We start from the raw sequence: 24504 nt of genomic DNA, 5'->3' as shown, positions 1-24504 counted from the left end.
GTGAGGCGTGAGCAGCAGCGGCCTCATCTACGCAGTCATCGTCGGGGCCTGGGCCGCCTACTTGGTGCCGATGTGGCTCCGTAGGCAGGACGAGCTGAACGAGGCCCGTCCGACGGAACGCTTCAGCACCGCCATCCGGCTCCTGTCCGGACGGGCGGGCATGGAGCGCCGTTACGCCAAGGACCTGCGGGCGCGCTCCGCCGAGGAGGAGCCCGGCACCGACGCGCCGGACGCCGTCACCGACTCGGTGGACGTCCGGGCCTTCGCCGTGTCCAGGACCCGGCGCGAGACCCGCCCCACGGCCCCGCCTCCCGCCGTCCCGGCCCCCGCGGTCCCGGCCCCCGAGCGCGCCGCCCGGCGCGACCCGGCCGCCGTGGACCGGGCGACCGCGGAGCGGGCGGCGGCGGCCGACCGGGCCGCGGCGGCCCGCGCCCGGCGGTCCAAGGTGCTGGCCCGCCGCCGGCGCACCACCGTCATGCTCTTCCTCGCCTTCACCCTCGGCGCGATCGTCGCCGCGGTCGGCGGGCTCGCGTTCCTCTGGGCGCCCGCCGTGCCGGCCGTGTTGCTCAGCGCGTACATCGCCTATCTCCGGGGGCAGGAGCGGCGCCGCTTCGCCTTCCAGATGGACCGTCGGCAGGCCGAGGTCGCGGCCCAGCACCTGCGCGAGCGCGGCCGCCAGCCCCGCCGGCGCGCCACGGCCGACGTCGGTGCCGAGACCGACGCGGAGGAACCGGAAGAGAACCCGGTGACGGAGACCGACCCCGGCCTGTCGGCGCTCGCCGCCGACCGGCGGGCCCTGGTCGAGCAGACCGACCACGCCGAGTGGGTCGACCAGCAGCGCGAACGGCAGCGCCGCCCCGGACAGGGCGAGAGCTGGGACCCGGTGCCGGTGCCCCTGCCGACGTACGTGACCGCGCCGGTCGCCCCGCGCGCCACGGGCCGCGTGGACCTCTCGGCGCCCGACGCGTGGAGCTCGGCGCGCTCCAGCGCCGCCGCCCCGGACGCCGACGCGGCCGACGCCGCCGAGGCACCGGCGTCCGGTGCCGAGCCCGAGCACCCCGCCCCGCACGCCGACGACCGGCCGGAGGGGCCCGCCCGCAGCGGCGCTCGTCGCGCCGCGTCCGCGCGTCGGGCACGGGAGCGGGGCCGTACGCCGCTCTTCGACCAGTACGAGGACGGCGAGCGGCCCAAGGCCGCCAACGAGTAGCCGCTCGGCCCCTCGGCCTCCGGCCCCCGGAACGGATTTTTGAGCAGGCCGGGAGGGGTGCTAAAGTTTCACTCGTTGCAAGGGCCTGTGGCGCAGTCCGGTAGCGCACCTCGTTCGCATCGAGGGGGCCAGGGGTTCGAATCCCCTCAGGTCCACCGCAACAACTACCGCGAGGTGGTTGGGAAATCCCGTCCGATGGAAGATCGGGCGGGATTTCTGTATGTCAGGGGCGGCCGACCCGCGATGTGCCGTCAGGACCGGCCGCGCGGTGCGGCCGCGCGGCCGGTACGCCTAGAGCGCTTTCGCGTAGCAGAGGCTGCTCTCGTGGAACCGGTAGTAGCCGAACTTCTCGCACGGCTCGTACCCGCTGGAGAGATACAACGCGACGGCCTCCGGCTGCTCGGTACCGGTCTCCAGCACCATCCGGACCCGCCCCGCAGCTCGGGCGTCCTCCTCCAGCGCGGCCAGCATCCGGCGGGCGATGCCCCGGCCGCGCATCTGCTCGATCACGAACATCCGCTTCAGCTCGGCGTCGCCGTCCCGGTAGTTCTCCTCGTTGGACTCCTGGGCCCGCCAGCCACCCGTCGCCACGGGCACGCCGCCCTCGTCGTACGCGATCAGGTACAGGCCGTTCGGCGGCGCGAAGTGCGACGCCTCCAGGTACGTCTCGTCACCACCGTCGCCGTAGCGGGCGGCGTACTCGGCCTGGACCTCGTCGTTCAGCTTCCGGGCGTCGGGGTGGTCGAAGGGGACCGGGCGTATGTCCATTTTTCCTACCGTATGTCAATGCGGGACCTGTGACGGGACGACGTCCAGTGTGCCGGTATCGTGCCCTGATGCTCACCGTGACCTCCGTCAATGTGAACGGCCTGAGGGCCGCCGCCAAGAAGGGCTTCGTGGAGTGGCTCGCCGCCACCCCCGCCGACGTGCTGTGCCTCCAGGAGGTGCGCGCCGAACCCGGGCAACTGCCGGAGACGGTCCGGGAGCCCGAGGGGTGGTACGTCACGCACGCGCCCGCCGCCGCCAAGGGGCGGGCCGGTGTCTCCCTCTACACGCGGCGCGAGCCCGACCGCGTCCGGATCGGGTTCGGCTCGTCCGAGTTCGACGGCAGCGGGCGGTACGTCGAGGCCGACCTGCCCGGTGTGACGGTCGCCTCCCTCTACCTGCCGTCCGGCGAGGTCGGCACCGAGCGGCAGGACGAGAAGATCCGGTTCATGGGGGAGTTCCTCGCCTACCTCAAGGAGCTGCGCGAGCGGGCCGCCGCCGACGGGCGCGAGGTCGTCGTCTGCGGCGACTGGAACATCGCCCATCAGGAGGCCGACCTCAAGAACTGGCGGGCCAACCGGAAGAACTCCGGCTTCCTGCCCGAGGAGCGGGAGTGGCTCGGGCGGGTCCTCGACCCGGGCGAGGGCGGGTACGTGGACGTGGTGCGGGCACTGCACCCGGACGTCGAGGGGCCGTACTCGTGGTGGTCGTACCGGGGGCGGGCTTTCGACAATGACGCAGGATGGCGCATCGACTACCACGTTTCCACTCCCGGACTGGCGGCCTCCGCGGTCAAGGGCTACGTGGAGCGGGCCGCCGCCCATGCCGAGCGCTGGTCCGACCACGCGCCGGTGACCGTGGTCTACGACCGGTAGTTCACTTCCTCCCGCGCAGCCGCCGGTCCAGCGCCAGTGACAGTTCCGACTCCACCACGCTGCGGGCCAGCGGGCGCAGGCGGGGCAGGTCGTGTTCGGTCGCGTGGCGCAGGACCAGGTCGGCGAAGAGGTCGGCCAGGGCCTCGGTGTGGGCGCGGACGCGGCGGCCCGCGTCGAGGACCTCGGCGAGCGGGACGCCCTCGCGGACCAGGGCCGTGGAGGCGTCCAGCAGGCGGCGGCTGATGTGCACGATCTCGTCGCCGTCGGTGCCCAGGTAGCCGAGGTCCATCGCGGCGGCGAGGTTCTCCGGGGTGTCCTGGCCCTGGAAGCGGTCGGCGAGTTCCTCGGGGGTGAGGCGGACCGGGGTCTCCTCGGTGGGTTCGCCGAGGCCGAGCAGGTCGCCGACGTCGCGGCCGTGGTCGAAGGCGTCGGCCAGTTCCGCGATGCCGTTCAGGGTGTGGCCGCGCTCCAGCAGCGCCGCGATCGTGCGCAGGCGGGCCAGGTGGTGGTCGTCGTACCAGGCGATGCGGCCCTCGCGGCGGGGCGGCGGGATCAGCTTGCGCTCGCGGTAGAAGCGCAGGGTGCGCACCGTGACGCCGGCCAGCCGGGCAAGTTCCTCCATGCGGTATTCGCGCTTCTCGGTCACGCCCCGACCATAGGACGTACCGGCGGTAACTTTCTTTCTCCCGACCCCTACCCATCGGTAGCCGACTCCTTTAGTCTCCCCATTGCGCCAGTGTTCACTGGCAGAGTCGACGGCGATGCTGGAGGCGTCGGGATGGCCGAGCACAAGCATGTACGGGTCGCGGTGGTCGGATCCGGGTTCGGCGGGCTGGGTGCCGCCGTGCGGCTGCGCCGGGAGGGGATCACGGACTTCGTGATCCTGGAACGGGCCGGGAGCGTCGGCGGGACGTGGCGGGACAACAGTTACCCCGGGTGCGCGTGCGACGTGCCGTCCCACCTGTACTCGTTCTCCTTCGCGCCGCACGCAGACTGGCCCCGCACCTTCTCCGGGCAGCCCCACATCCGCGCCTACCTGGAGCACGTCGCCGACACCTTCGGGCTCCGCCCGCACCTCCGGTTCGACTCCGAGGTGAAGCGGATGACCTGGGAGGCCGACGAGCTGCGGTGGCGGATCGAGACCGCGAGCGGCGACCTCACCGCCGACGTCGTCGTCTCCGCCACCGGACCGCTCTCCGACCCCAAGGTCCCGGACATACCGGGGCTCGACACGTTCCCCGGCAAGGTCTTCCACTCGGCCCGCTGGGACCACGACCACGACCTCACCGGCGAGCGCGTCGCCATGATCGGCACCGGCGCCTCCGCCATCCAGATCGTCCCGGCCGTCCAGCCCCGGGTCGGCCGGCTGACGCTGTTCCAGCGCACCCCGGCCTGGGTGATGCCGCGCGCCGACCGCGCCATCAGCGGCGCCGAGCGCCTCCTGCACCGCACATTGCCCGCCACCACCAAGCTCCGGCGCGGCCTGCTCTGGGGCATCCGCGAACTCCAGGTCCAGGCGTTCACCAAACACCCCGAAGAGCTGGGCTTCGTCGAGCAGATCGCCAAGCGAAACATGGCGCGCGCTGTGAAGGACCCGGCCCTGCGCGCCAAGCTCACCCCGGACTACCGCATCGGCTGCAAGCGCATCCTGCTGTCCAACACGTACTATCCGGCGCTCACCCGGCCCAACGTGGACGTCGTCGCGAGCGGACTGAGCGAGGTGCGCGGCTCCACCCTCGTCGCCGCCGACGGCACCGAGACCGAGGCCGACGTCATCGTCTTCGGCACCGGGTTCCACGTCACCGACATGCCGATCGCGGAGCGGGTCGTCGGCGCGGACGGGCGGACCCTCGCCGAGAGCTGGAAGGGCGGCATGGAGGCGCTGCGCGGCGCCACGGCGGCCGGCTTCCCGAACTTCATGACCGTCATCGGCCCCAACACCGGCCTCGGCAACTCGTCCATGATCCTGATGATCGAGTCGCAGCTGAACTACCTGGCCGACTATCTGCGGCAGTTGCACGTCCTCGGGGGGCGGGCCGCCCTCGACGCCCGGCCCGCCGCCGTCGGCGCCTGGAACCGGCGCGTGCAGGAGCGGATGAAGCGCACCGTGTGGAACACCGGCGGCTGCACCAGCTGGTACCTGGACGCCGCCGGCCGCAACACCACCGTCTGGCCCGGCACGACCGCCGAGTTCCGGCGGGCCACGCGCCGGGTGGACCTGAGCGAGTACGAGGTGCTGCGTACCGGCGGGCGGAGGTCGCCCGTCGTGGTCGAGGAGAACGTGGAGGTGGGCGCATGAGCAGGGGCAGTCTGGAAGGACGGGTCGCCGTCGTGACCGGAGCCGCGCGCGGCGTCGGGGAGCTGCTGGCCCGCAAACTCTCCGCCCGGGGCGTGCGGGTGGCGCTGGTCGGCCTGGAACCGGACGGGCTGAAGCAGGTCTCCTCCCGGCTCCACGGCGACAGCGGGATCTGGCACGCCGACGTCACCGACCACGAGGCGATGACCCGGGTCGCGGACGAGGTGAGGGAACGGTTCGGGCGGGTGGACATCGTCGTCGCCAACGCCGGTGTCGCCACCGGCGGTCCGTTCGCCGACTCCGACCCCGAGTCGTGGCGGCGGGTGATCGAGGTCAATCTGATCGGCTCGGCGGTGACGGCACGGGCCTTCCTCCCGGCGCTCTTCGAGACCCGCGGCTACCTCCTCCAGGTCGCCTCCCTCGCCGCGCTCACCCCCGCGCCGATGATGTCCGCGTACTGCGCCTCCAAGTCGGGCGTCGAGGCGTACGCGCACAGCCTGCGCGCCGAGGTCGGCCACCGGGGCGTGAAGGTCGGCGTCGGCTACCTCTCCTGGACCGACACCGACATGGTGCGCGGCGCCGACCAGGACGACGTCATGCGGGAGTTGCGGCAGCGGCTGCCCTGGCCGTCGAACAAGACGTACCCGCTCGGCCCGGCCGTCGACCGGCTCGTGGAAGGCATCGAACGGCGGTCGAGCCACGTCTACGGACAGTGGTGGCTGCGCGGCATGCAGGGCGTGCGCGGCTACCTGCCCGGCCTCATCGGCACGGTCGGCCAGCGGGAGATGCGCCGGTTCGCCGGACGGCTCACCGGGATCGGAACGGGCCTGGTCGGAGCGGGTGGCGCCGCCGACGAACAGCACCGCACGACGGTCCACCACGGTCCGTGACTGATCGACATGCGGACGGTCACCGCCCGTGTGACGCTGATCGAGCCCGGCCACACAGTCGTCGCCGGGCCCGATCTCACCCAGGAGTTGACCCCACATGGGTATCAAGGACCAGTTCCAGGAGAAGTCCGAGCGGATGCAGCAGCAGGGCCGCGAGAAGGCCGACCAGGCCCGTGAGCGCGTGCAGGACCGGGCCCGTCGCCGCGACGGCGACGAGATGGACCGGCAGCCCGCGCGGCAGGAGCCGGGCGAGCGTGCCCGCCGCGACCGCGAGGTCTGACGCGCCGCGCCGCTGAGCGGTGCGCAGGGGCGCCCCTTCTCCGTGGACTTCCTCGGGAGGGGCGCCCCTTCGTCGTGCCGGTCAGCCGCGCGGCGGCAGCGGTGGGCGGGAGCGGTCGGGTACGTCGTCGTACCCCGGCGGTGTCGCGGGCGGCTCCGTCTCCAGCCGCTCCAGGGCCAGCCGTACCGCCTCGTCCAGCACGGGACAGCGGCCCTCGGCCCAGTCCAGCGGCGTGCGCAGGGCCGGTACGTCCGGGTCCACGCCCCGGTTCTCCACCGACCAGCCGTACTCGTCGAACCACGCCGCGTTCATCGGCACCGTGATCACCGTGCCGTCACCGAGGCGGTGCCGGCCGGTCATGCCGACCACCCCGCCCCAGGTCCGCTGCCCGACCACCGGGCCGAGCCCCAGCAGTCTGAACGCCGCCGTGATCATGTCGCCGTCGGAGGACGTCGCCTCGTCCGCGAGCGCGACGACCGGACCGCGCGGCGCGTTGGACGCGTACGACACCGGCTGGGCGTTCCGCGTCAGGTCCCAGCCCAGGATGGTGCGGGTCAGCGTCTCCACGACCAGTTCGCTGATGTGGCCGCCCGCGTTGCCGCGCACGTCCACGATGAGCGCGGGCCGCGACACCTCCATGCGCAGGTCCCGGTTGAACTGCGCCCAGCCCGAGCCGCCCATGTCCGGGATGTGGAGATAGCCGCAGCGGCCGCCGCTCAGTTCCCGTACCCTCTCGCGGCGGCGCGCCACCCAGTCCTGGTAGCGCAGCGGCCGGTCGTCGATCAGCGGGACGACGGCGACCCGGCGCGGCGGGCCGCCCCCGGCCGGTTCGAAGGTCAGCTCCACCGTCGTCGCCCCGGCCCCCGCCAGCAGCGGGTACGGGCCGGCCACCGGGTCCACCGGCCGGCCGTCCACGTGGGTCAGCGCGGCCCCGTCGCGGATGCCGGTGCCGGCCAGCGGGGAGCGCGCCTTGGAGTCGGAGGAGTCGCCCGGCAGGATGCGCCGGACGACGCACCGGCCGTCCCGGCAGACGAAGTCGGCGCCCAGCAGGCCCTGGAGGCGCTGGTAGTGGGGCGGGCCCTCGTTGCGGCGGGCGGCGGAGACGTAGGCGTGCGACGTGCCCAGCTCGCCCATCACCTCCCGCAGCAGATCGGCGAACTCGTCGGGCGAGGCCACCCGTTCGACCAGCGGCCGGTACTGCGCCAGCACCGCGTCCCAGTCGACGCCGCACATCCCCGGCTCCCAGAAGAACGCGCGGATCAGCCGGCCCGCCTCCTCGTACGCCTGCCGCCACTCGGCGCCCGGGTCGACCTGGTGCAGGATGCGGCGGGCGTCGATCCACACGGTGGAGTCGCCGTCGGCGGCCTCGGTCGCGGGGACGGCGCGCAGGTCGCCCTCGTCGAGGACGACGAGCCGGGTGCCGTCGCCGCTGACCGCGAACCAGTCGAGGTGGTCGACGAGTTCGGACTTCCTGGCCCGGCTGAGGCTGAAGTGCTCCAGGGTGGGGCGTTCGCTGGGGTCGCTGGGGTTGGCGAACGTCTCGCCGAGCGCGCCCGAGATCGGCCAGCGCAGCCAGACCAGTCCGCCGTCGGCGACCGGGTGCAGCGCGGAGTACTTGGACGCGGTGACCGGGAACGGGGTCACCCGGCTGGCCAGGCCCTCGATCTCGACGGTCACCGCGCCGCCCTCGCCGGGGCCGTCCTCGGCCGGGTCCTCGCCGCCCGCGGCGGGCCGGCCCTCGGGGCTGAGCGCGAACGGCGAGGGGGTGGCCGAGGAGAGGGGGACGAGGTACGGGCGGCAGCCCAGCGGGAAGGACAGGTCGCCGGTGTGCACGTCGTAGACCGGGTCGAAGCCGCGCCAGGAGAGGAAGGCGAGGTAGCGGCCGTCCCGGGTGAAGACGGGGTTCTCGTCCTCGAACCGGCCGTCGGTGACGTCCACGACGAGCGGGCCGTTCCGGCCGCCGATGCGGGCCATCCTGATCTGCCGAAGGGTGCGGCCGATGCCGGGGTGCGACCAGGTCAGCCAGCAGCCGTCGGGGGAGAAGGCGAGATCCCGCACGGGCCCGTTGACGGACCGCGCCAACTCGGTGACACCGGCGTCCGCGCCCGCCTCCCGGGCGTCCGCGCCTGCCTCCCGGGCGTCCGCGCCCGTCTCCCCGGCCTCCCCGGCCGTCTCCCCGGCGTCCGCGCCCGTCTCCCCGGCCTCCCCGGCCGCCCCCTCGGCCGGTACGTCCAGGAGGAGGAGGCGGCCGTCGTGGGCGGCGACGGCCAGGCGTTCGCCGGCCGGGTCGGAGACCATCTCCAGCACCCGGCCGAGGTCTCCGTACGGCAGCCGGTGCGGCGCGCGGCCCCCGGTGGCCCGGGGCAGGTGGGCGATCTCCACGGTGTCCTCGCCGGCGGCGTCGGTGACGTACGCGACCCGGCCGCCGGCGCCGAGCATCTCCGGCAGCCGCACCCGTACCCCCGGGGTGTCGGCGAGGGTGCGGGCGGGCCCGTCCCGGTGGGTGAGCCAGTACAGGCCGGCGCGGACGACGACCGCGCTGGCCCGTCCCGTCTCGTCCACGGAGACCCCGCCGACGTGCTGCGCGGCGGGCACCTGGTACGTGCGCCGCCCGGCCCGCGGACCGTCGGTGCGCACGTCGAGCCGGCGCGGCACGGAGTCCGGCGCCAGGCCGTCGACCAGCCACAGGTCGCCCGCGCACTGGTAGACCACGCGGGTGCCGTCGCTCGCGGCGTGCCGGGCGTAGAACGCGTCGTGGTCGGTGTGGCGGCGCAGGCCGGAGCCGTCGTACGCGCAGGAGTACAGGTTGCCGACGCCCTCGTGGTCGGAGAGGAACGCGATCCGGCCGCCGACGAACATCGGCGAGTGCAGGTGCCCGTCGAGGCCGTCGAGGAGCCGTTGCCCGTGCAGCCAGAGCCGGCCGGTGGCGCCGCCCCGGTACCGCTTCCAGGCGGACGGTTCGTGCGGCGCCGTGCCGGTGAGCAGCAGCGTCCTGCGCTCGCCGGCGATCTCGGCGGCCTGGAGGTCGGAGACCGGACCCCAGGGCAGCTTGCGGCCCGGGTCGCCGTCGGGGGAGATCTTGTACGCCCAGGTCAGATGGGAGAACGGCTCGCCCTGGGAGGTGACCGCGAGGACCGCCGCGCTGCCGTCCTCCTCGGGCGGCGTCCAGCCGCAGACCCGGGTGTCGAGCGAACCCCAGTGGGTGAGCTGCCGGGCCGGCCCGCCCGCCACCGGCACCAGGTGCACCTCCGGCAGGAGACTGCGCCAGCTCGTGTACGCGAGGTGGCGGCCGTCGGGCGAGAAGCGCGGGTGCGCGGCCTTGGTGCGGTCGACGGTGAGCCGCCGGGCGCGGCCCGTGCCGTCCAGCGGCGCGAGCCAGAGGTCGTCCTCGGCCACGAAGCTCAGCAGACCGGCGTGGAGGTGCGGGAAGCGCAGATAGCTCACCTTGTCCATGCTTTTCCGGGGTACTCACGGCAGCAACTCGGACAGCGGCGCGCGGCCGCGCACAGGCGGGGCTTACGGGATCCTCACAACCGTGACCGAGGCCACGTACGAAACCGTTTCGTTTCGTTAGAGGGATGGGTTATCTTCGACACATACGCAGACCGTGTCGACCTGAACTGGAGAGGTGAGAGGGAGATGGCCGAGGCCGCAACGGTGCGCCGCAGCCGGATCACTCCCGAGCGCGAGGCCGAGCTGTACGAGGCCGTGCTCGACCTGCTCCGGGAAGTCGGCTACGACGCCCTCACCATGGACGCCGTGGCCACCCGCACCCGGTCCAGCAAGGCCACCCTCTACCGCCAGTGGGGCGGCAAGGCCGAGCTGGTCGTCAAGGCCATCCGGAGCACCAAGCCGGGCCAGGTCGCCGATGTCGACACCGGGTCGCTCCGCGGCGACCTGCACTGTCTGCTCGCCCGCGAGGACGACTGCACCATGGAACGGAACTCCGCGCTGATGCGGGGTGTCGCCATGGCCCTCCACAAGAACCCGGATCTCCGCCAGGCGCTCCGGGACCAGCTGATCGAACCGGAGATGGCCGAGTTCCGGCGCGTGCTGCAACGCGCCGTCGACCGCGGTGAGATCAGAGCGGACTGTCCGGCCCTGGACTTCCTCGTCCACATGATGGTCGGCGGTTTCGCCACGACCGTCCTGCTGGACGAGAAACCACCCACGCGGACCTTCCTCACCTCCTACATCGACGCCGTGATCCTCCCCGCACTCGGCGTCTCCACCTCCTGACACCACCCTCCCCACGGCAAGCCCCCACCTGACGTCACCGCTCACGTCGCCGGGCTGATCACCCCTGCCCCGAAACACCCCACGACATGACCGGGAGTACGCCCCCGTGGCAACGTTCCTCTACAAGCTCGGCCGTCTCGCCTTCCGGCGACGGCACTTCGTCGCCCTGATATGGGTGGCGCTGCTGGCCGTCGCCGGTATCGGCGCCGCCACCGCGCCGCCCGCAGGCAACAGCTCCTTCTCCATCCCCGGTACGGAGGCCCAGAAGGCCTTCGACCTGCTGGACCAGCGCTTCCCCGGTCAGAGCGCCGACGGCGCCACCGCGCGCGTCGTCTTCAAGGCGCCCGACGGCGAGAAGATGACGGACGCCGACAACAAGGCGACCGTCAAGAAGACCGTCGAGGAGCTGGCCGACGGCTCCGAGGTCGCCGCCGCGGCCGACCCCTACGAGGCGAAGACGGTCAGCGAGGACGGCACCATCGCCTACTCGTCGGTGACCTACGACGTCTCCGGCATGGAGCTGGAGGAGTCCAGCAAGACCGCCCTGGAGGACGCGGCCCAGGAGGCGCGCGACGCCGGGCTGACCGTCGAGATCGGCGGTGACGCGCTCAGCGCCGTGCCCGAGACCGGCGCCACCGAGGTCATCGGCATCGCCGTCGCCGCCGTCGTTCTCGTCATCACCTTCGGCTCGCTGGTCGCGGCCGGACTGCCGCTGCTCACCGCGCTCATCGGCGTCGGCATCGGCGTCTCGTCCATCACCGCGCTGGCCAGCGCCCTGGAACTGGGCTCCACCACCTCCATCCTGGCGATGATGATCGGCCTCGCGGTCGGTATCGACTACGCCCTGTTCATCGTCTCCCGCTACCGCGCGGAACTCGCCGAGGGACGCGAACGCGAGGAGGCGGCCGGACGCGCCGTCGGCACCGCCGGCTCCGCCGTGGTCTTCGCCGGCCTCACCGTCGTCATCGCCCTGGTCGGCCTCGCGGTCGTCAACATCCCGATGCTGACCAAGATGGGCATCGCGGCGGCGGCCACCGTCGCCATCGCCGTCCTCATCGCCCTCACCATGGTCCCCGCGCTGCTCGGCTACGCGGGCCGCCGGGTCAGGCCGGCCGGCGCCAAGAGCAAGCTGCTGGGCGGCGGCCGCGCCGAGAAGAAGCCGGCCAAGGACAACATGGGCACCCGCTGGGCGCGCTTCGTCGTCCGCCGTCCGGTCGCCGTGCTGCTGCTCGGTGTCGTCGGCCTCGGCGCCGCCGCGATCCCGGCCACCTCCCTGGAGCTGGGCCTGGGCGACGACGGCTCCCAGCCGACCTCGACGACCCAGCGCCGCGCCTACGACCTCCTCTCGGAGGGCTTCGGCGCCGGCTTCAACGGCCCGCTGGTGGTCGTCACCGACGCCAAGAACAGCGACGACCCCGACGCCGCCTTCACCAAGGTGACCGACGAGATCAAGGGTCTCGACGACGTCGCGATGGTGGCGCCCGCGACGCCCAACAAGGCCGGCGACACGGCCACGATCACGGTGATCCCCGACTCCAAGCCGTCCTCCGTCACCACCGAGGACCTGGTGCACTCCATCCGCGACGCGGGCGGCTCCATCAAGTCCGACACCGGCGCGGAGATCTACGTCACCGGCTCCACCGCGATGAACATCGACGTCAGCGAGAAGCTGAACGACGCGCTGCTGCCGTACCTGGTGCTCGTCGTCGGCCTGGCGTTCCTGCTGCTGATCGTCGTCTTCCGGTCGGTCCTGGTCCCGCTGAAGGCGGCCCTCGGCTTCCTGCTGAGCGTGCTGGCGGCCCTCGGCGCCGTCGTCGCGGTCTTCCAGTGGGGCTGGCTGGCCGGCCTGCTGGGCGTCGAGCAGACCGGCCCGGTCATGTCGATGATGCCGATCTTCATGGTCGGCGTGGTCTTCGGACTGGCCATGGACTACGAGGTCTTCCTGGTCACCCGCATGCGGGAGGCGTACGTCCACGGCGAGAAGCCGGAGGAGGCCATCGTGACCGGCTTCAAGCACGGCGCACGGGTCGTCACCGCCGCCGCGGTCATCATGATGGCGGTCTTCGCGGGCTTCATCGGGTCCAGCGAGTCGATGGTCAAGATGATCGGCTTCGGCCTCGCGATCGCCGTCTTCTTCGACGCGTTCGTCGTCCGCATGGCGCTGGTCCCCGCGGTCCTCGCACTGCTGGGCAAGCGGGCCTGGTGGCTGCCGAAGTGGCTGGACCGCGCCCTGCCCAACGTGGACGTGGAGGGCGAGGGCCTGAAGGCGCTCACCGACCGCGAGGACGAGGAACAGGAACTGGCGCGCGCCTGACGCGCCGGTCCTGAGAGAGACCAGCCGGTGAGGGTTCCGTGGGGACGGGGCTGCCCTCACCGGCTTCCTCGTTCCCGCCCCCCGACAACTCGGTCGCCCGGCCCGCGCGCCGGCGGCTACCGTGCCGCCATGACGACGACCGAAGGAACCTCCGCCGCCCATCCCCGCTTCGCCGCCGCCCTCGTCGCCCTCGGACTCGACGGCCTCACGGCCCGCGTCCGGAGCTTCCCGGAGGCCACCCGCACCGCCGCCGAGGCCGCCGCCGCGGTCGGCTGCGAGCTGAGCCAGATCTGCAAGTCGCTGATCTTCGCGGCGGACGGCGTACCGGTCCTGGTCCTGATGGACGGCGCCTCCCGCGTCGACGTGGACCGCGTCCGCGCCGAACTCGGCGCCGAGAAGGTCACCCGCGCCAAGGCCGACGTCGTGCGCGAGACCACCGGGTACGCCATCGGCGGCGTCCCGCCCTTCGGACACCGCACCCGCACCCGTGTCCTCGCCGACCGCTCGCTCCTCGCCCACGACGTCGTCTGGGCCGCCGCCGGCACCCCGTACGCCGTCTTCCCCATGGCGCCGCAGGACCTGGTCGCGCACGCCGGCGCCACCGTGGTGGACGTCCGCGAGCAGCAGCCGTCCTGAGCCGGGCCCGGCCGTACCGCGGCGGTGCTCAGCCCGCGTCGAGCGACACCCGTACCGCCCGTACCAGTGCCTGCGCCCGCGGATCGGCCGTCACCGTGCGGCGGAAGCCGTTGGTGACGTAGCCGAGGGCGATGCCCGTCTCCGGGTCGGCGAAGCCGAGGGAGCCGCCGCGGCCGGGGTGGCCGAAGGAGCCGGGGGACAGCAGCGGGGACGCGCCGCCGTGCAGCATGTAGCCGAGGCCGAAGCGGGTGGCGACGACGAGGACGCGGTCGGGGCCCGCCGACTCCTCGGCACGGGCCGCCGCCACCGTCGCCGGGTCGAACAGCCGCACCCCGTCGACCTCGCCGATCAGCGCCGCGTAGAAACGGGCCAGCCCGTCGGCGGTCGCGATGCCGTTCGCGGCGGGCATCGGCGCCGCCCGGTACGCCGGGTCGTTCTGGTCGCCCGCGGGGGAGACCGAGCCGAAGGCACGGCGGGTGAGGGAGGCGGGGTCGTCGTAGGCGGCGGTGACGGAGCGCTTGGGGCGCATCCGCAGGCCGCCGGAGAGCGGCTCGGGGGCGTCGTCGAGACGTCCGACGCGGCCCGCGCGCCCGGCCCGCTCCTCGTCCGCCGGGAGCCCGATCCACAGGTCGAGGCCGAGCGGCCGGGCGATCTCGTCGGCGATCCACTCGCCGGTGCCCCGCCCGGTGACCCGGCGGACCAGGCCGTCGACCAGCCAGCCGTACGTCAGCGCGTGGTAGCCGTGGTCGGTGCCGGGCTCCCAGACGGGGGCCTGCGCGGCGACCGCCTCGATGCCGCGCGCCGGGTCGAGAGCCTCGTCCGGGGTCAGCGGCCGGTCGAGGAGCGGCAGCCCGGCCCGGTGGTTCAAAACCTGCCGGACCGTGATCCGCTCCTTGCCGTGGCGCTTGAACTCCGGCCAGTACGCGCTCACCGGCGCGTCCAGGTCCAGCTCCCCGCGCTGGTGCAGCAGCAGCGGTACGGCGGCGGTGACGCCCTTGGTGGCCGAGCGGACCACCTGCGCGGTCCCGCGCTCCCACGGCTCGGTGCCGTCCACGTCGCGGGTGCCGGCCCACAGGTCGACGACCCTGCGGCCGTCCCGGTACACGGCGACGGCCGCACCCCGCTCGCCGAGGTCGCCGAAGTTCCTCGCGAACGCGTCCCCGACCGCCTCGAACCCCTCGGTCACAGTGCCGTGCACGTCCACGTCCGTCGTCCCCCTCAGTTCACCCGCCGACAGTGCGTGCAACGCACATCCGTCCCGGGCGATTCCTCATGTGGCCGTCGTCACGCCGCCGTCAGGACGTCCGCCGTCAGGACGTCGTGACCGAGCGCGGGTCGAAGCCGAACGGCAGCTCCAGGCGGTGCTCCCGCATCAGCGCGTCGTCGGAGAGCAGACCGGCGGTCGGGCCGTCCGCCGCGATCACGCCGTCGCTGAGGATCAGGGAGCGGGGGCAGAGCTGGAGGGCGTAGGGCAGGTCGTGGGTGACCATCAGCACCGTGACGTCCAGGGCGAGCAGGATGTCGGCGAGTTCGCGGCGGGAGGCCGGGTCCAGGTTGGAGGAGGGCTCGTCCAGGACGAGGATCTCCGGCCGCATCGCGAGGACGGTCGCCACCGCCACCCGCCGCCGCTGGCCGAAGGAGAGGTGGTGCGGCGGCCGGTCCTCGAACCCCGCCATGCCGACCTGGGCCAGCGCGGTGCCGACCCGCTCCTCCAGCTCGGCGCCGCGCAGCCCGGCCGCCGCCGGCCCGAACGCCACGTCCTCCCGCACCGTCGGCATGAACAGCTGGTCGTCGGGGTCCTGGAAGACGATGCCGACCCGGCGCCGGATCTCGGCCATGTGCCGCTTGTCCACGGGCAGCCCGGCGACCGTCACCGTGCCCGCGCCGCCGGTGAGGATGCCGTTGAGGTGCAGGACGAGGGTCGTCTTGCCGGCGCCGTTCGGGCCGAGCAGCGCGACCCGTTCGCCGCGTGCCACGGAGAAGTCCACGCCGAACAGGGCCTGGTGGCCGTCGGGGTAGGCGAAGGCGAGGCCGGAGACCTCCAGGGAGGCGGGTGCGGTCGGAGCGGTCGTCATAGGGTCCATCCCAGCAGACAGACGACGAGGGCCGCACCGGGGAGGGCCAGCGCGTACGACCACTGCGCCCGGTCCGCGCTCACCTCGTCGATGACCGGCATGGAACCGGCGTACCCGCGGCTGACCATGGCGAGGTGGACGCGCTCGCCGCGTTCGTAGGAGCGGATGAAGAGCGCCCCGGCGGACTTCGCGAGGACGCCCCAGTGCTTCACCCCGCCCGCCTCGAACCCCCGCGACTCCCGGGCGATCCGCATCCGCCGCATCTCGTCGGTGATGACGTCGCCGTAGCGGATCATGAAGGAGGCGATCTGGACGAGGAGCGGCGGCAGCTTCAGGCGCTGGAGGCCCAGCAGCAGCGCCCGCAGTTCGGTGGTGGACGCCAGCAGGACGGAGGCGGCGACGCCGAGGGTGCCCTTGGCGAGGACGTTCCAGGCGCCCCACAGGCCGTTCACGCTCAGGGACAGGCCGAGGACGTCCACCCGCTCGCCCTCCGCCACGAACGGCATCAGCACCGCGAACGCCACGAACGGCACCTCGATCAGCAGCCGCTTGAGCAGGAAGAGCGGCGGGACGCGGGCCGCGTACGCCACCGCCGCGAGCAGTACGGCGTACAGCCCGAACGCCCACATCGCCTCACGCGGCGTGGAGACGACCACGACGACGAAGGCGAACGTCGCGGCGAGCTTGGTGTGCGGGGGCAGGGCGTGCACGGGGGAGTCGCCGGGCCGGTGGAGCCGGTGCGCGTGGCCCGACCCCACGTCACACGCTCACATCGGTGGGAGCGGTGTCCGCCGTACGGCGCCTGCGCACCGCCCAGAAGACCGCGCTGCCCGCGACGACGGTGACGCCGACGCCGATCACGCCCGCGAGGCCGCCGGAGAGCCGGGCGTCGGTGACGTCCTTGACGCCGTAGTCCGCGAGCGGCGAGTCGGCCGCCGCGTGCTCCTCGGCCTCGGCGTCGATGCCCTTGTCGGCGGCGACCTTCTCCAGGCCGTCGGGGTTCGCGGAGGCGTAGAAGCTCACGAACCCGGCGAGGACGAGGGAGGTGACCAGGCCGGTGATCCACAGCTTGCGGTGGGAGCGGGCGGCGGCGGGGACCGGCTCGGCGGCGGGGACCGGCTCGGCGGCGGCCGGGGCGTCGACGAGTTCGCCGCCGACCCGCAGCTTCAGCCGCTGCGTGAGACCCCGCGCCCCGTACACCAGGTCCGGGCGTACGGCGATGACGGCGCCGACGGTCAGCGCGGTGATCGCGGCCTCGCCGACGCCGATCAGCACATGGACGCCGACCATGGCGGTGGCGACCTTGCCGATCGAGACGTCGGTGGTGCCGCCGATCCAGTAGATGAGGGTGAAGGCGACGGCGGCGGCCGGTACCGAGAGCAGCGCGGCGACGAACGAGGAGACGGTCACCGAGCGGCGGGTGCGCGGCAGGACCTTCACCAGGGAGCGGAAGACCGCGTAGGCGACGACCGTGGTGACGATCGCCATGTCGGTGATGTTCACGCCGAGCGCGGTGAGGCCGCCGTCCGCGAAGAGGATGCCCTGCATCAGCAGGACGACGGAGACGCAGAGGACCCCGGTGCAGGGGCCCACGAGTATCGCCGCGAGCGCCCCGCCGAGGAGGTGGCCGCTGGTCCCCGCCGCGACGGGGAAGTTCAGCATCTGCACCGCGAAGATGAACGCCGCGACCAGCCCCGCCAGCGGCGCGGTCCGCTCGTCCAGTTCCCTGCGCGCGCCGCGCAGGCTGACCGCCACCGCGCCGGCGGCGACGAGCCCGGTGACCGCGGAGACCGGGGCGTTGATGAATCCGTCAGGTACATGCACGTACCGATGATAGGGAGCAGCTGCACATGATGTGCAAGAGCGAGGTAAAGGCTGTTCCTGGCCTTCCGGCTCTCCGGCCCGGGAGAAACCGCCCCGAACGGGCGCGAGCTGGGAAATGTGCGACATTGGAGAGGGGGCGGACGCACATGTTCTCCGCCAGGCGACGCACCGTGAGGGGCCCTCGATGCCCGTAGTCGAGCAGTACGCACGAGTCCACGTCCTCACCGACGCCGACGCCACGGAAGCCACCGATGGCGGCGGCGACGGCGGCCGGACCCTTCCGGCGGTGTTCCGCTACGACCCCGACGACGACCCCGGCACGGTGCGGATCGCCCTCGCCGGACGCGAGGAGTGGCGGTGCGCCCGCACCCTCCTGGAGCGGGGACTGCGCGGCCCGACCGGGACCGGGACGGTACGGGTGTGGCCGTGCGGCCGGGTGCAGACGGTGGTGGAGTTCCACACCGCGCGCGGCTGCTCCGTGGTCCAGGTCGAGACGCGGGTACTGCTGCGGTTCCTCGGGCTGACCTACGCGCCGGCCGCCTTCAGCAGCGCGGCCACGAGCGGGCCCGCCGTCTCGCCGCCGTGTCCGCCGGCCTGGACGACGCCCGCCGCGGCGAGGTCGTCCCGGTAGGCCGTGAACCAGCCGTTCGGCTTCTTCTGCCCGTCGACCTCCGCCGACCCGGTCTTCGCGCCGGTGTCCCCGGGGACCCCGGCCATCGCCTCCGCCGCCGTGCCGTAGTCCGCCGTGTACGCCATCAGCTCCCGCAGCTGGGAGAGCGTGCCGGCGGACATCGTCCGGGAGGCGGTGGCGAGTTCACGGCCGTCCACCGAGGCGGCGACCAGATACGGCTGGTGGAAGCTGCCGGACCGCACGGTCGCCGCGACCGACGCCATGTTCAGCGGGTTCATCCGCACCCCGCCCTGTCCGATGAGGGACGCGGCCTTCTGGGCGTCGCTCTGCACCGGCACGGAGCCGTCGAAGGTCGGCACGCCGACCGCCCAGTTGTTCATCCCGAGCCCGAACACCTGCTGCGCCTGCTCGGTCAGGGCGTCGTCCGACAGCTTCTTGGCCTGCGTGATGAAGGCGGTGTTGCAGGACCGGGCGAAACTCGCCTTGAACGTGCCGCCCTTGATCGAGAACTTGTCGTCGTTCTGGAACTTCCAGCCGCCGTAGCTGGAGTACTTCGGGCAGGGGTGCGCCTTGTCCGCCGAGGCAAGGCCCTTCTCGATCAGCAGCGAGGAGGTGATGACCTTCATCGTGGAGCCGGGGGCGAGGGAGCCCTGGAAGGCGGTGTTGAAGCCGTGGCCGCTGTTGGCGAGGGCGAGGATCTCGCCGGTGGAGGCACGGGTCAGCACCACGGACGCCTTCGACTCCTTCGCCACCTCCTCCTCGGCGAGGGCCTGCAGCTCCGGGTCGAGGGTGGTCTTCACCGTGCCCGGCGTGGACTCGCTCAGTTCGAGGAGCGTCTTGTCGGAGAGCTTCGCGGCCTTCGACTCCTTGCCGCGCACCACCCGCAGTTCGACGCCCGCGGTGCCGCCGGCCTTCTCGCCGAACTTCTCGCGCAGCCCGTCGAGGACCGTGGACAGCGACGGGTACTCCGCCACGGTGACCTCGCCGCCGTCCCGGTCGACGGCCTTCACCGGCGGGGTGCCGGCCTCCCCGGTGACCAGCCGGTCGCCGTCCTGCAGATCGGGGTGGACGACGGCGGGCGTGAAGGCGACCACCGGTTCGCCGTCGGTCTTCCCGCGGACGACGGTCAGCGCGCTGTCGTACGACAGCGGCTCGCTGACCTTCTTGTACGTCACCGTCCCCTTGACGGAGAACGGGACCTTGTCGCCCGTACGCGTGCCCGCGGTGAGGGTGACGTTCTCGATGTGCGCGTCCTCGGCCCAGGCGGTGAGCAGGGTCTTCGCGGCCGCCTCGGCGTCGGTGGCGGCGGCCGCCTCGGCGGTCCGGCCCGACTGCCAGGCGGTGAGGAACCGCGTGGCGGCCGAGGTCACCTCGACGGCCGTCAGCGGCCCGGTCGGCACCTTCTCCTCCGCCGCGGTGGTCCGCGCGTCGTCCGTGGCCTCCGCGCCGCCGCCGAGCAGCGCGTAGGCGCCGACCCCGGCCGCACCGGCGACGACGGCGGCGATCACCCCGCCGAGGACGGCGGGCCTTGAGTTGCGTCGCTCGGTGACGAGCCTTCTGTTGCCCACTGGTCGCGCTGCTTCCCGTTTTCCCTCGGTGCCGGCGGTCCGCCGACAGCACCACTTGGTCTGGAGTCCCGCCGTGCCGGGGCGGGGTTCAGCCGGCCGCCCGCAGGACGGCCGCCACGATCGGTCCGGCCGCGTCGCCGCCGTGGCCGCCCTCCTCCGTCATGGCCGCGGCCGCGACGTCGTCGCGGAAGCCCGTGAACCAGCTGTTGGACACCTGCTGCCCGTCCACCTCGGCCGACCCGGTCTTGGCGCCGACGTCCCCGCCGAGACCCGCCATGGCCTCCTGCGCGGTGCCCTGCTGGGCGGTGAGCCGCATCATCTGCTTGAGCTGGGACGACGTCTCGGACGACAGGCCCTCGGCGGTGGCGGTCTCCCGGCCGTCCAGCTCCGGGTCGACGAGGTAGGGCTGGCGGAAGGTGCCGGTGATGGCGGTGGCCGTCACCGAGGCCATGTTGAGCGGGTTCATCTGGACCTGGCCCTGGCCGATGGCGCCCGCCGCGCGGTCCGGGCCGGACGAGGCGGGCACGCTGCCGTCGAAGGAGACGATGCCGGTCTTCCAGTTGTCCTGCCCGAGGCCGAACTTCTTCTGCGCCTCCTCCATCAGCGAGGCGTCCGTGAGCGGCTTCTCGTCGACGAGCTTGATGAAGGCGGTGTTGCAGGACCGCAGGAAGCTGTTGGCGAGCGTGGCGCCCTCGTTGGCCTCCATACCGGTGAGGTTCTTGAAGACCTGCCCCTGCCAGATCGCCTTGTCGGGGCAGGGCGCCGGACCGTTCATCGAGGTCACGCCGTTGTCGATGAGCATCGCCGCGGTGATGATCTTCATGGTGGAGCCGGGGGCGACCCGCCCCTGGAAGGCGGCGTTGAACCCGTCCGCACGGTGGTTGGCGACCGCGAGCACCTCACCGGAGCTGGGCTTGACGGCCACCACCGACGACTCGTCGAACTTTTCCACGGCCTTCTCGGCCGCCGCCTGCGCACCGGCGCTCAGCGTCGTGCGCAGCTTGCCGGGTTCGCCCTCGGTGATCGCCAGCAGCGGCGTGTCGGCGGCCTCCTCCGACGCGTGCCGGATCACCAGCTCGACGCCCGGCTCACCGCCCGCCTGGGCGCCGTACTTGTCCCGCAGCGTGTCCAGGACCGGACCCAGCGAGGGGTACTTCTCCTCGGTGAGCACCTTGCCGTCCCGGTCGACGGCCTCGATCGGCGGGCTCGCCGACTCGCCGGTGAACAGCGTGTCGTCCGCCTTCAGCTCGGGATGGACCACGGCCGGCTGCCAGTCGACCAGCGCCCGCCCGGTGGTCTCCCCGCGCACGACCGTCACCTTGCTCTTGTACGTGAACGGTTCGCTCTTGCCCTCGTACGTCACCTTCGCCTTGACGGTGAACGGCACCGTGCGCCCGGCCGCCGCGCCCGGGGTGATCGTGACGTCGCCGACGTGGGCGTCCTGGAAGTACGACTGGAACAGGTCGTACGCGGAGGAGTCGTCGTTCGTGAACGACGCCACGTCGGAGGCCTTCCCGCCCTCCCAGGCGGCGAAGAAGTCGCTGGTCGTCCTCTCCACCTCGTCGGAGTTGGGCGGCCCCGTCCGCACCTCGTCCGTGCCGCCGCCCAGCGCGGAGACCACGTTGTAGGCGCCGTACCCGGCACCCCCCACCATCACGGCGAACACTCCGCCTATGACAGCGGTCTTCACCCCCTTGCGCACGGGCGGTTCCCCCTCTTGAACGCGTTCACAAACTGGTCACCTCTTGGCACTCTACGTGCCGGGGAACGGCTTGCGGTACGGATGTTTCCGTTTGGTGGCCGAACGGAGACTGGTGCCTCCGTGACTACGACGACGTACCGGGCGAAGGCGACGGTTCCGGCGACGGCCGTGTCACAGGCGCTGGTTCCGCGTCTCCGACGGCCTGGCGGAGCACTGCCGGCGCGAGGGCGTGGACCCGGCCGGGATCTCACCCCGGAGACCGTCGCGGCCGCCCGGCAGGAGGAGGGCCGGTACGCGGACGAGGAAGAGCGGCGGACCGACCTCGCCGCCCTGCGTGAGACGTTCGCCGCACACGCGTGACGGACGGCCGGGCCCCCGGCTACACCCACGTGTCCAGCCACATCCGCGCCCGCCAGTCGTCCATCGGGATCGCCGTTCCCGTGTACAGCGGCCAGAAGTAGATGAAGTTCCAGACGATCAGCAGGACCAGGACGCCCGCGGCCACCGCTCCCGCCACCCGCCGGGCGTCCGTCGCGCCCGCCCGGCCGACGATCGCCCCCAGCATCATCGCCACCGCCAGGCACAGGAACGGCACGAAGACGACGGCGTAGAAGAGGAAGATCGTGCGCTCCTGGTAGACGAACCAGGGGAGGTAGCCGGCGGCGATGCCGCAGGCGATCGCGCCCGCGCGCCAGTCGCGGCGGAAGACCCAGCGCCACAGGACGTAGAGGACCGCGAAGCAGCCGAGCCACCACAGCACCGGCGTGCCCAGCGCCAGCACCTCGCGGGCGCACTTCTCGCCCGCGTCCGCCGGACAGCCGTCCGTGCCGGGCGCGGGCGACTCGTAGAAGTACGAGACGGGACGGCCGAGGACGATCCAGCTCCACGGGTTGGACTGGTACGTGTGCGGCGACGTCAGGTGCGTGTGGAACTCGTAGACCTGCGTCTCGTAGTGCCACAGGCTGCGCACCCAGTCCGGGAACAGCCACGACCAGGCGCTGTCCTTGCCGTCGGTCGCCGCCCAGTTGCGGTAGTAGCCGCCGGAGCCGTCCGACGGGGAGAGGATCCAGCCGGTCCAGGAGACCAGGTAGGTGACGAGCGCGACCGGGACGGTGGCGAGGAACGCCCAGCCCAGGTCGTACTTGATGACGGCCACCCGGGGGCGCACCGCACCGGCGACCCGCCGCGCGCCGACGTCCCACAACACCGCCATCACACAGAACGCCACCAGGATGTACAGGCCGTTCCACTTGGTGCCGATGGCCAGGCCCAGCATCAGACCCGCCGCCCACCGCCACGGCCGCCACCCGATCCGGGTCGTCTCCGCGATGTGCGCGTCGGGGCGGACCAGGCCGTCGGCGTCCACCGGCAGCGCCGCGGCGAGTTTCGCCCGCGCCCGGTCCCGGTCGACCAGCAGACAGCCGAACGCCGCCAGCACGAAGAAGACCAGCACACTGTCGAGGAGCGCCGTGCGGCTCATCACGAACGCCAGGCCGTCCACCGCCAGCAGCGCGCCCGCCAGACACCCGAGGAACGTCGAGCGGAACAGGCGGCGGCCGATACGGCACAGGAGCAGGACACAGGCGGTGCCCAGCAGCGCCGTCATGAAGCGCCAGCCGAACGGGTCGAACCCGAACAGCCACTCGCCGACCCCGATCACGAACTTGCCGACCGGCGGATGGACCACGTACGACGCGTCCGTCGGGACGGTGACGTCGCCGCCCGAGTTCAGCACCAGGTCGTTGGCGTTCTTGTCCCAGTTGACCTCGAAGCCGCGGTTGATGAGCGCCCACGCGTCCTTGGCGTAGTACGTCTCGTCGAATATGACCGCCTTCGGGCTGCCCAGGTTCCAGAACCGCAGCACCCCCGCCAACAGTGTGACCAGCAGCGGACCGCCCCAGCCCGAGAAGCGCACCAGCCGCTCGGCGACCGGCGCGGGCAGCCCGAGGAAGGCCCACAGCCGCGGTCCCGGCCGGGTGTACGGCGGCACCAGCCGGTCGCGGACGTCACCCCGGGGCGACGCCGTGTATCCGAAGCGCCGCAGCCGCTGCTGCCACGCGGGCCGCTGCTCGTGCGGCGCCTGGTCCTGCCGGGTGTCCGTGGAGTCAGTGGACGACGCTGTACTGGTCACCGCGCCATCGTAGGGAACCGGTCTGTGCGAGTCCCGTGCTTCCCCCTGCGAGGATGGAAACGTGACAGTCGCAACCGGAATCCTGGTCCTCGCAGGCACCCCCATCGGTGACATCGCCGACGCCCCGCCCCGGCTCGCCGAGGAGCTGAGCGTCGCCGACGTCGTCGCCGCGGAGGACACCCGGCGGCTGCGCCGGCTCACCCAGGCGCTCGGCGTCACCCCCAAGGGGCGCGTCGTGTCGTACTTCGAGGGCAACGAGACCGCCCGTACGCCCGAACTGGTCGAGGAGCTGCTCGGCGGCGCCCGGGTGCTGCTGGTGACCGACGCGGGCATGCCCTCCGTCTCCGACCCCGGGTACCGGCTGGTCGCCGCGGCGGTCGAGCGGGACGTCAAGGTCACCGCCGTCCCCGGGCCGTCCGCCGTGCTCACCGCGCTGGCCCTGTCCGGGCTGCCCGTCGACCGGTTCTGCTTCGAGGGGTTCCTGCCCCGCAAGGGCGGGGAGCGGCTCTCCCGGCTGCGGGAGGTGGCGGCCGAGCGCCGCACCCTCGTCTACTTCGAGGCCCCGCACCGCCTCGACGACACCCTCGCCGCCATGGCCGAGGTCTTCGGCGAGGACCGGCGCGCCGCCGTCTGCCGGGAGCTGACCAAGACGTACGAGGAGGTCCGGCGCGGTCCGCTGGCCGAGCTGGCCGCGTGGGCCGCCGAGGGGGTGCGCGGCGAGATCACCGTCGTCGTCGAGGGCGCCCCGGAGAAGGGGACCGAGGAGATCGGCCCCGAGGAACTGGTCCGGCGGGTGCGGGTGTGCGAGGAGGCCGGGGAGCGGCGCAAGGAGGCGATCGCCGCGGTCGCCGTCGAGGCGGGCGTCCCCAAGCGGGAGGTGTTCGACGCCGTGGTCGCGGCGAAGAACGCCGGGGCGTGACCTGCGGCGTCCCGCGCGCGCCCGCGCCCCATGGACGGGCAAACGGACGGTCGGCCGGGCAAAGCCCGAACCGGCCCCCGCGGGACGCTTCGGCAAGGAACTCCCAAAACACGCTCAATACTTGACAGCTCTGGTGCATTCATGTCAGCAGG

Annotated in this window: 21 protein-coding genes and 1 tRNA gene; 12 read left to right on the top strand and 10 right to left on the bottom strand. The window is 72.9% G+C overall.

The window, feature by feature from the left end; translation table 11 throughout:
* Positions 1–7: 7 nt before the first annotated feature.
* A complete protein-coding gene (glpR, locus tag UW392_RS36255; protein ID WP_320779460.1) occupies positions 8–1207 on the top strand; it encodes a gephyrin-like molybdotransferase receptor GlpR in 1200 nt (399 codons plus the stop codon).
* A gap of 81 nt (positions 1208–1288) precedes the next feature.
* Positions 1289–1362 (top strand) — tRNA-Ala (locus tag UW392_RS36250).
* 136 nt (positions 1363–1498) lie between these two features.
* On the opposite strand, the gene UW392_RS36245 is transcribed toward UW392_RS36250, so the two are convergent.
* Entirely contained in the window at positions 1499–1975 is a 477-nt protein-coding gene (locus UW392_RS36245; RefSeq protein WP_320779459.1) for a GNAT family N-acetyltransferase, read from the bottom strand.
* A gap of 68 nt (positions 1976–2043) precedes the next feature.
* Between UW392_RS36245 and UW392_RS36240 the strand changes: the two genes are divergently transcribed.
* Complete coding sequence (locus tag UW392_RS36240; RefSeq protein WP_320779458.1) at positions 2044–2847, top strand: exodeoxyribonuclease III; 804 nt, start codon at positions 2044–2046, stop codon at positions 2845–2847.
* A 1-nt stretch (position 2848) separates the two neighbouring features.
* Here the strand turns inward: UW392_RS36240 and UW392_RS36235 are convergent, their stop codons facing one another.
* Positions 2849–3493, bottom strand: coding sequence for a MerR family transcriptional regulator (locus UW392_RS36235; RefSeq protein WP_320779457.1), 645 nt, complete (start codon positions 3491–3493; stop codon positions 2849–2851).
* Between the two features lie 132 nt (positions 3494–3625).
* Here UW392_RS36235 and UW392_RS36230 point away from each other — a divergent pair, with 132 nt between their 5' ends.
* From UW392_RS36230 to UW392_RS36220, 3 genes are all read left to right on the top strand, one after another.
* Positions 3626–5146, top strand: a complete 1521-nt coding sequence (locus UW392_RS36230; RefSeq protein ID WP_320779456.1) for an NAD(P)/FAD-dependent oxidoreductase — start codon at positions 3626–3628, stop codon at positions 5144–5146.
* Entirely contained in the window at positions 5143–6033 is an 891-nt protein-coding gene (locus UW392_RS36225; protein WP_320779455.1) for an SDR family oxidoreductase, read from the top strand. Before UW392_RS36230 ends, UW392_RS36225 begins: the two co-directional genes overlap by 4 nt.
* A gap of 97 nt (positions 6034–6130) precedes the next feature.
* Positions 6131–6313, top strand: a complete 183-nt coding sequence (locus UW392_RS36220; protein ID WP_320779454.1) for a hypothetical protein — start codon at positions 6131–6133, stop codon at positions 6311–6313.
* An 81-nt stretch (positions 6314–6394) separates the two neighbouring features.
* Here the strand turns inward: UW392_RS36220 and UW392_RS36215 are convergent, their stop codons facing one another.
* Positions 6395–9766 (bottom strand): S41 family peptidase, encoded by a 3372-nt coding sequence (locus UW392_RS36215; protein ID WP_320779453.1) that lies wholly within the window; start codon positions 9764–9766, stop codon positions 6395–6397.
* A gap of 186 nt (positions 9767–9952) precedes the next feature.
* On the opposite strand from UW392_RS36215, the gene UW392_RS36210 reads away from it, so the two are divergent.
* The 3 genes from UW392_RS36210 (at position 9953) to UW392_RS36200 (ending at position 13502) form a co-directional block, all read left to right on the top strand.
* Positions 9953–10552: a TetR/AcrR family transcriptional regulator gene (locus UW392_RS36210; protein WP_320779452.1), complete on the top strand. Its 600-nt coding sequence runs from the start codon at positions 9953–9955 to the stop codon at positions 10550–10552.
* Between the two features lie 106 nt (positions 10553–10658).
* Entirely contained in the window at positions 10659–12866 is a 2208-nt protein-coding gene (locus UW392_RS36205) for an MMPL family transporter (protein WP_320779451.1), read from the top strand.
* A gap of 129 nt (positions 12867–12995) precedes the next feature.
* Positions 12996–13502 carry a YbaK/EbsC family protein gene (locus UW392_RS36200; RefSeq protein WP_320779450.1) on the top strand — a complete coding sequence of 169 codons (507 nt, stop codon included), beginning with the start codon at positions 12996–12998 and terminating at the stop codon, positions 13500–13502.
* Between the two features lie 28 nt (positions 13503–13530).
* Here the strand turns inward: UW392_RS36200 and UW392_RS36195 are convergent, their stop codons facing one another.
* The 4 genes from UW392_RS36195 to UW392_RS36180 all read right to left on the bottom strand — a co-directional run bounded on the left by UW392_RS36195 (position 13531) and on the right by UW392_RS36180 (position 17401).
* Positions 13531–14706, bottom strand: coding sequence for a serine hydrolase domain-containing protein (locus UW392_RS36195; RefSeq protein ID WP_320779463.1), 1176 nt, complete (start codon positions 14704–14706; stop codon positions 13531–13533).
* A 106-nt stretch (positions 14707–14812) separates the two neighbouring features.
* Positions 14813–15577 carry an ABC transporter ATP-binding protein gene (locus tag UW392_RS36190; protein WP_320779449.1) on the bottom strand — a complete coding sequence of 255 codons (765 nt, stop codon included), beginning with the start codon at positions 15575–15577 and terminating at the stop codon, positions 14813–14815.
* Positions 15574–16335: a cobalt ECF transporter T component CbiQ gene (gene cbiQ, locus UW392_RS36185; RefSeq protein WP_320779448.1), complete on the bottom strand. Its 762-nt coding sequence runs from the start codon at positions 16333–16335 to the stop codon at positions 15574–15576. Before cbiQ ends, UW392_RS36190 begins: the two co-directional genes overlap by 4 nt.
* Before the next feature lies 1 nt (position 16336).
* Positions 16337–17401 (bottom strand): energy-coupling factor ABC transporter permease, encoded by a 1065-nt coding sequence (locus UW392_RS36180; protein WP_320779447.1) that lies wholly within the window; start codon positions 17399–17401, stop codon positions 16337–16339.
* A 184-nt stretch (positions 17402–17585) separates the two neighbouring features.
* Between UW392_RS36180 and UW392_RS36175 the strand changes: the two genes are divergently transcribed.
* The gene (locus UW392_RS36175) at positions 17586–18032 is read left to right on the top strand and encodes an SsgA family sporulation/cell division regulator (RefSeq protein ID WP_320779446.1); all 447 of its coding nucleotides are present in this window, start codon (positions 17586–17588) and stop codon (positions 18030–18032) included.
* Here the strand turns inward: UW392_RS36175 and UW392_RS36170 are convergent.
* Positions 17927–19600: a penicillin-binding transpeptidase domain-containing protein gene (locus tag UW392_RS36170; RefSeq protein ID WP_320779445.1), complete on the bottom strand. Its 1674-nt coding sequence runs from the start codon at positions 19598–19600 to the stop codon at positions 17927–17929. The two genes, UW392_RS36175 and UW392_RS36170, sit on opposite strands and share 106 nt — an antisense overlap.
* Before the next feature lie 88 nt (positions 19601–19688).
* Positions 19689–21302: a penicillin-binding transpeptidase domain-containing protein gene (locus tag UW392_RS36165; RefSeq protein ID WP_320779444.1), complete on the bottom strand. Its 1614-nt coding sequence runs from the start codon at positions 21300–21302 to the stop codon at positions 19689–19691.
* A gap of 120 nt (positions 21303–21422) precedes the next feature.
* Here UW392_RS36165 and UW392_RS36160 point away from each other — a divergent pair, with 120 nt between their 5' ends.
* Positions 21423–21662 (top strand): hypothetical protein, encoded by a 240-nt coding sequence (locus UW392_RS36160; protein WP_320779443.1) that lies wholly within the window; start codon positions 21423–21425, stop codon positions 21660–21662.
* A 19-nt stretch (positions 21663–21681) separates the two neighbouring features.
* Here the strand turns inward: UW392_RS36160 and UW392_RS36155 are convergent, their stop codons facing one another.
* Positions 21682–23433: a dolichyl-phosphate-mannose--protein mannosyltransferase gene (locus tag UW392_RS36155; protein ID WP_320779442.1), complete on the bottom strand. Its 1752-nt coding sequence runs from the start codon at positions 23431–23433 to the stop codon at positions 21682–21684.
* A gap of 61 nt (positions 23434–23494) precedes the next feature.
* Between UW392_RS36155 and rsmI the strand changes: the two genes are divergently transcribed.
* Positions 23495–24352 (top strand): 16S rRNA (cytidine(1402)-2'-O)-methyltransferase, encoded by an 858-nt coding sequence (gene rsmI, locus UW392_RS36150; RefSeq protein WP_320779441.1) that lies wholly within the window; start codon positions 23495–23497, stop codon positions 24350–24352.
* The last annotated feature ends 152 nt before the right edge of the window (positions 24353–24504 follow it).

It is taken from the genome of Streptomyces sp. CRN 30 (assembly GCF_034105845.1).
The sequence above is the reverse complement of the archived record's forward strand: the minus strand, read 5'-3'. Positions and strand labels throughout refer to the sequence as shown.